Raw genomic sequence first — 6,356 nt, 5'->3', positions numbered from 1 at the left:
TCAGACTAGATTATATAATAACAACACATTCTAGTTTCAAAAGAAATGGAGTGAAAGCATGTTTCCTATATTGAAAACAGACCGACTCATTTTAAGAGAACTTACCGAAGAAGATGCACCGCGTATACTACAATGCTTTTCTAATACTAATGTACTGCGCTATTATGGCCAAAAACCGTTACAAGATATTGATCAAGTGAAGCAAATCATTCATAATTTTAAGTTGAGTTACAATGCAAGAAGCGGTATAAAATGGGGAATCGAATTAAAAGACACGAAAGAACTCATTGGTACCATTGGTTTTCACGATTGGTCTTCTGAGCATAAACGAGCCAATATAAGTTATGCCTTTTTGCCTGAACACTGGGGAAAAGGATATGCGACTGAAGCTGTTTCTGAGGTTATATCATACGGTTTCCATACGATTCATTTAAAGCGGATTGGAGCAATTGTATTTCTTGAAAATGAAGCTTCCAATAAAGTACTATTAAAATTAGGCTTTGAAAAAGAAGGCGTTCTAAAAAATTATATGTATCAAGATGATGTCCCATATGATACGAATTTTTACGCTTTATTGAAATCGGTTTAATAGAATTCATGTGTAAAAAACCTTACTTTTAAAAAGTAAGGTTTTTTGTATTTATTCATTAGCAATATAAGCATTCTTATAAGTATAAATACCACCAAATTGATGCTTTTCAATTCCTTTTACATAATCCTTTTGTACATATGCTGAGCCAATATGATAAAGCGGCGCTACCGCAGCATCTTCTAATAATACCTGCTCGGCTTCTCGCAACGCTTCCCATCGGTTTTCCGTATCTAGTACAAAATCCGTTTTCGCTTTCTTTATTAATTCATCGTAATGAACATTAGAATAATTCATTTTATTATTCGGATTCCCTGTCGTAAATAACTCTAAATAACTAATTGGGTCTTTATAGTCAGGTCCCCAATTTGCCATAGTTATATCGTAATCACCTGCTTGTTCTAACTGTAATTTTTGCTTAAATGGCTGTTGTTTAATTTGTATCGTGAGTCCTTGCAAATTCTTTTCTAAATCACCTTTTATATATTCTGCCATCCGTTTTGCATTATCTTGTTCAAACGTTAAAAACTCGAGGTTTACTTGCTCTACTTCAAGCTCTTTTTTCGCTTCTTTCCAAATCTTTTGCGCATTTTGCAAATCATATGAAGAAAGATCTCCGTTTTCTTTTCTAAAATCTTTACCGGTCACTTCATTTACATGACCAACTGGTACAAGCCCGCTTGCAGGTTTTGCTCCGTTATTAATAAAGTGAGCAACGAAATCATCCTTATTTAACGCTAATGAAATAGATTGACGCACCTTTTTATTTGCTAACACGGTATTTTTTTCATTAAAACGAAGCATAGCAATTCCAGGATCACTCGACATATGTAATTCCTTATTCCCTTTATACTTGTCTACAACTTGCGAATTAATAGGTACTCGATCCAAATCTCCGGCTTCATATAAATTTACAGCTGTCATTGTATCCTTTACGATATGAAAGTTTATTTCGTCTAATTTCACTTTCTTTTGATCCCAATATGTAGCATTCTTCTTTAATTGAAACTCTTGTTCATGCTTCCATTTTTCTAATACAAATGGACCGTTATATATGAGATTACTAGGTTCCAATGCATAATTGTTTCCTTGTTCTTTCAAAAATGATTCATGCTGTGGTAAGTATATAGGTAGTGCTAACAGCTGTAAAAAATACGGAACCGGCTGTTCGAGTTCAACTTCTAACGTATAATTATTTATTGCTTTAACCCCAAGTGCATCAAGAGGCATTGTTCCCTTATTAATCTCTTTCGCATTTTTCACATAAAAGAGCATGTATGCATATTGAGATGCCGTTTCAGGGTTAATTGCACGTTTCCACGCAAATATAAAATCATTTGCTGTTACATTATCCCCATTTGACCATTTTGCATCTTTACGCAAGTCAAATGTATATTTCTTACCATCTTCACTTCTTTTAAACGATCTTGCGACTGCTGGAATAGGCTGATCTTGATCATTTAATACATATAACCCTTCAAATATATTCTGCATAACGTGTGATGATGTACCATCCATTGTTTTAGCAGTGTCCAGAGAAGGAATTTCTTCTGATACTGTTACATTTAACACTTGTTTTTTAACCTCTGTATCACTTTTATTCCCTTTATTATTACAAGCTGTTAACAATAAAGATGTAACAAGTGCCATTACCATTAAATGGCTCTTTTTTCGCTTCATGAGTTGTTCTCCTTCAATATAAAATATTATAAAGCGTAATATATTATAGCAGAAATATGAACAGAAAGATGCGACATTCTTTTGAATATTTATTCGTTCAAGAAAAAAGCTATCCTTTTAAAAGGATAGCTTTTTCAACTGCCACATAATTATCTATCTTTGCAAACCTCGTTTATAACGACTTGCTTCAAATATAATACGCTCTTCATCTAACGTTTTACAATCGCCATTCCAAACGACACGTTTTCCGTTAATAATTACATCGCTTATATCTTTTCCACTAGCAGCATACACAAGATGTGATAACACTTCATCTGCTGGTTGTAAATGCGGCTTATTAGATGGATCAATCGTAATAAAATCAGCACATTTTCCAACCTCAAGTGATCCTGTTTGTTTCATCCCGATTACTTCAGCAGCCCCTTTAGTCGCAAGTGTAAGAGCTGTTTCAACTGGTAAAGCTGTTGCATCTTGGTGAATACCTTTTTGTAGTAAAGTCGCTATGCGCATTTCTTCAAACATGTCTAAATTATTGTTAGATGCAACACTATCTGTTGCAATTCCTACTTTTATTCCTGCTTCTAGCATCGCTTTTACATTCGCTATACCAGAACCTAGTTTTAAATTACTATTCGGATTATGAGCTACTCGAACGTCATGTTCTGCTAAAAATGCACGCTCATCTTCATTTAATACTACACCGTGTGCAATAACTGTTGGGCGTTTAAACAATCCGCAGCTCGCTGCATATTCTACTGGACGTTTTCCATATTGTGCTTCAATATCACGTACTTCACGCTCTGTTTCAGAAAGATGGATATGAACCATCGTTTGATTCTCTACTGCAATCCGTGCGCACTCTTCTAACAATTCTGTACTACATGTATATGGACTATGTGGTGCAACCATCGTAGTTAACATGCCACTTTCGTTATAGTAACGCTTCACATATTTCTCAGCTTCTTCAATCGCTTTCTTTTCATCGTCTTTCGTTCCGAAGCTAAATAAAGTCCTTGAAACAGCAGCTCGCATCCCGCTCCTTGATACCGTTTCCATAATTGCGTCTTGATCTACTCCAATTGGATTAAACATGTCAGAGAATGATGTTGTACCACTTTTCACCATCTCAAGTAATCCTAATTCCGTACTAGCGACCGCAATTTGGGGAGTAAATTGACTTTCCAGTGGCCAAATTCTCGTCTCAAGCCACGGCTGTAATAACATATCATCGCCAATACCTCTTAGGAGACTCATTACAACGTGTGTATGTGTATTTACAAGCCCTGGTAAAACCCACTTTCCTTTCATATCAATTACTTCATCTACTTCAAAATCATTAGCGAATTCTCCGCTCTTTACATCTATAATTTGATCATTTTCTACAATGATATATCCATTTTCTATCACTTCGTTTTGTTCATTCATCGTTACAATTGTAGCGTTTACATAAGTTGTTTTCAAAAGTATTTCCCCTTTCAACTCTATGAAGTTCCCTTTAATAAGTTACCACCATTATAGTAACTTATTAAAGATTAAGAGTCAAAAGATAATTTGAATTCTTTCGTTACTTTTTCCTTCAAAATGCTATATTGTTTTTCATTTGTATCTGCAAATGCTTCTTTCCGATTTGATTCCACATCCATATAATTCAATTTCCCATTGAATTGATTCTCTGTAAAATCAAATCTCTGCCCATCTATAAAGTTATAAAAGTGCCATACCTCTCTTACTTTTGTCTTTTTAATTTCTCCTCCATATATGTCTTGAACGACTAGAGCCGTTACACCACACTGTCCCTTTGCTGGGTTTTCAATTGTCCACTTTGAACTCGTTTCAATCGACCACGATTTTATTAGTGCTTCATATATTCTTTTTTCCTTTACATCATCCATTCTAATCTTCCCCTACTATTAATAGTTTTACACATCATATTTCAAAAGAGGCAGTACACGACCCTTAAAGACAGTTGATGGTGTCTCTCCTATTAACTGTGCCCCCATTTTCAAGTAATATCCTTTTGCATTCGGATCACTATCAATCGTAAAACTTTTTAATCCTAGTTCATTGGCTTTTTCTATTACGTACTCCCAAAGTATTTTCCCGTAACCTTTTCCTTTGTAATCAGGATGAATGTACAAGAAATCGAGAGCTTTATCATTACGTAAAAATGAGAAAAAACCAATCTTCGCATTATCGTTTTCTAAAACATATACAAAATTATTTTTTATGTATTCTTCTGTAATTGTTAAATCTTCCTTACAAGCAAGTATGAATTCTTCACTATAATCCCACGTTGCTTTTGATTGTAGTGCGAATTCACTTAATTCATTTGCTTCACTTAATAACGCTTCTCTTATCTTCATGATTCTTTCTCCTCACCTTCGATATGTAAACTACTAAATTGATTCGGAAAGCACTTCAAAAAACCTTTTTTTTCATAAATTAGAGGTTATTTTTATAAATCTTTATTATAACCAGTACAATTTTTTTAAAGAAAAAGAACACCATCCCTAAAAGTTGGTGTTCTCTTTTTCTAAAATTTAATCTTCAAACTCACTCATTCGTTTTACTATTTCGTACGATACAAACCTATACAGTTTCTACTACCGCTTCAAGCATTGTTCCATTTTTAGCATAATTCGTATGCCAAGAAAAAGCTTTTTCTAAAATATGAGGAGTTTGTCCACCTCTTGTTTTTGCTTCTTCGTAATAAGCACGTAGTTGATCACGATACATTGGATGTGCGCAATTCTCAATAATAAGTTCCACTCTTTCTCTTGGCGCAAGTCCCCTTAAGTCGGCATACCCCTGTTCAGTAACAATAACATCTACATCATGTTCAGTATGGTCTACATGAGAAACGAAAGGAACAATACTTGAAATGTTACCACCTTTCGCAATCGATTTAGTAACAAAGATAGCTAGGCGTGCATTTCTTGCAAAATCACCAGACCCACCAATTCCATTCATCATTTTTGTACCTAAAACGTGAGTAGAGTTAACATTTCCGTATATATCTAATTCTAATGCAGTATTAATTGAGATTAATCCAAGGCGACGAATGATTTCAGGATGATTGGAAATCTCTTGCGGACGCATCATTAATTTGTCACGATATTTTTCAAAGTTATAAAATACTTGTTGCATTTTCTCTTCAGAAAGCGTGATAGAACAACAAGAAGCAAAATTGACTTTTCCAGCATCCATAAGATCAAAAACTGCATCTTGTAAAACTTCAGAATACACTTCTAAATCTTCAAATTCTGAATCTAACATTCCATGCAATACTGCGTTAGCAACTGAACCAATTCCTGATTGTAACGGCGCTAAACGATTTGTTAATCGCCCTATTTTAACTTCTTCTCGAAGGAATTCTATTAAATGCTGTGCCATAATGACCGTTTCTTCATCCGGAGGAACAATTGTCGATGGCGAATCCAATTGATTCGTAAACACAATTCCCTTTACTTTTTCAGGATCAATTGGAATACCGATTGTTCCAATTCGGTCATCTGTTTTCACAAGCGGAATTGGAAGCCTCTCCCCTTGTTTACCTGGTTCATATAGATCATGTAGTCCCTCTAATTGCGTGGATTGAGCCATATTCATTTCAATAATAATAGACTTAGCATTTAAGGAAAACGCTAAGGAATTTCCAATTGAAGTGGTTGGAATAATCATTCCGCCCTCTGTAATCGCAACCGCTTCCAAAATAGCGAAATCTATATCCAGAACGTCAGCGCGGAGTAACTCTGCTGTATGAGATAAGTGTTGATCCACAAATAAAAAGTCTCCGTTATTAATTCCTTTTCGCATCGTCGCGTCAGCTTGGAAAGGTAATCTTTTCCCTAAAATTCCTGCCTCAGCAAATAATTTGTCTACATCCGAGCCTAAAGAAGCCCCAGTATAAACATTTACTTTAAAAGATTCATCATTCTTAACTCGGTTTACAAGCGCAAATGGGACTGCTTTTACATCACCTGCACGTGTAAACCCACTTAAGCCTAAAGTCATTCCACTTTGAATCCAGGAAGCTGCTTCTTCAGGTGTAACTACCCGATCTTTTAGACGTTGATCTCTGATTCTA

Annotated in this window: 6 protein-coding genes; 1 reads left to right on the top strand and 5 read right to left on the bottom strand. The window is 35.1% G+C overall.

Annotated features, from left to right (window positions below):
• Positions 1 to 58: 58 nt before the first annotated feature.
• Positions 59 to 589 (top strand): GNAT family N-acetyltransferase, encoded by a 531-nt coding sequence (locus ACQGS6_RS21180; protein WP_000483972.1) that lies wholly within the window; start codon positions 59 to 61, stop codon positions 587 to 589.
• Positions 590 to 640: 51 nt separating this feature from the next.
• Here the strand turns inward: ACQGS6_RS21180 and ACQGS6_RS21175 are convergent, their stop codons facing one another.
• From ACQGS6_RS21175 to ACQGS6_RS21155, 5 genes are all read right to left on the bottom strand, one after another.
• On the bottom strand, positions 641 to 2,269 hold the full coding sequence (locus ACQGS6_RS21175) for a peptide ABC transporter substrate-binding protein (protein ID WP_426965540.1): 1,629 nt from the start codon (positions 2,267 to 2,269) through the stop codon (positions 641 to 643).
• Positions 2,270 to 2,422: 153 nt separating this feature from the next.
• The gene (locus ACQGS6_RS21170) at positions 2,423 to 3,748 is read right to left on the bottom strand and encodes a bifunctional S-methyl-5'-thioadenosine deaminase/S-adenosylhomocysteine deaminase (RefSeq protein ID WP_326318446.1); all 1,326 of its coding nucleotides are present in this window, start codon (positions 3,746 to 3,748) and stop codon (positions 2,423 to 2,425) included.
• 53 nt (positions 3,749 to 3,801) lie between these two features.
• Positions 3,802 to 4,161: a YunG family protein gene (locus tag ACQGS6_RS21165; RefSeq protein ID WP_000342906.1), complete on the bottom strand. Its 360-nt coding sequence runs from the start codon at positions 4,159 to 4,161 to the stop codon at positions 3,802 to 3,804.
• 27 nt (positions 4,162 to 4,188) lie between these two features.
• Positions 4,189 to 4,632 (bottom strand): GNAT family N-acetyltransferase, encoded by a 444-nt coding sequence (locus ACQGS6_RS21160; RefSeq protein WP_000701894.1) that lies wholly within the window; start codon positions 4,630 to 4,632, stop codon positions 4,189 to 4,191.
• A 226-nt stretch (positions 4,633 to 4,858) separates the two neighbouring features.
• A partial coding sequence (locus ACQGS6_RS21155) for an acetyl-CoA hydrolase/transferase family protein (protein ID WP_426965539.1) occupies positions 4,859 to 6,356 on the bottom strand: 1,498 nt, incomplete at its 5' end.

The organism is Bacillus sp. GMs2/2 (genome assembly GCF_050172095.1).
GTDB lineage: Bacteria > Bacillota > Bacilli > Bacillales > Bacillaceae_G > Bacillus_A > Bacillus_A cereus.
This window is presented reverse-complemented; position numbering and strand designations above follow the sequence as displayed.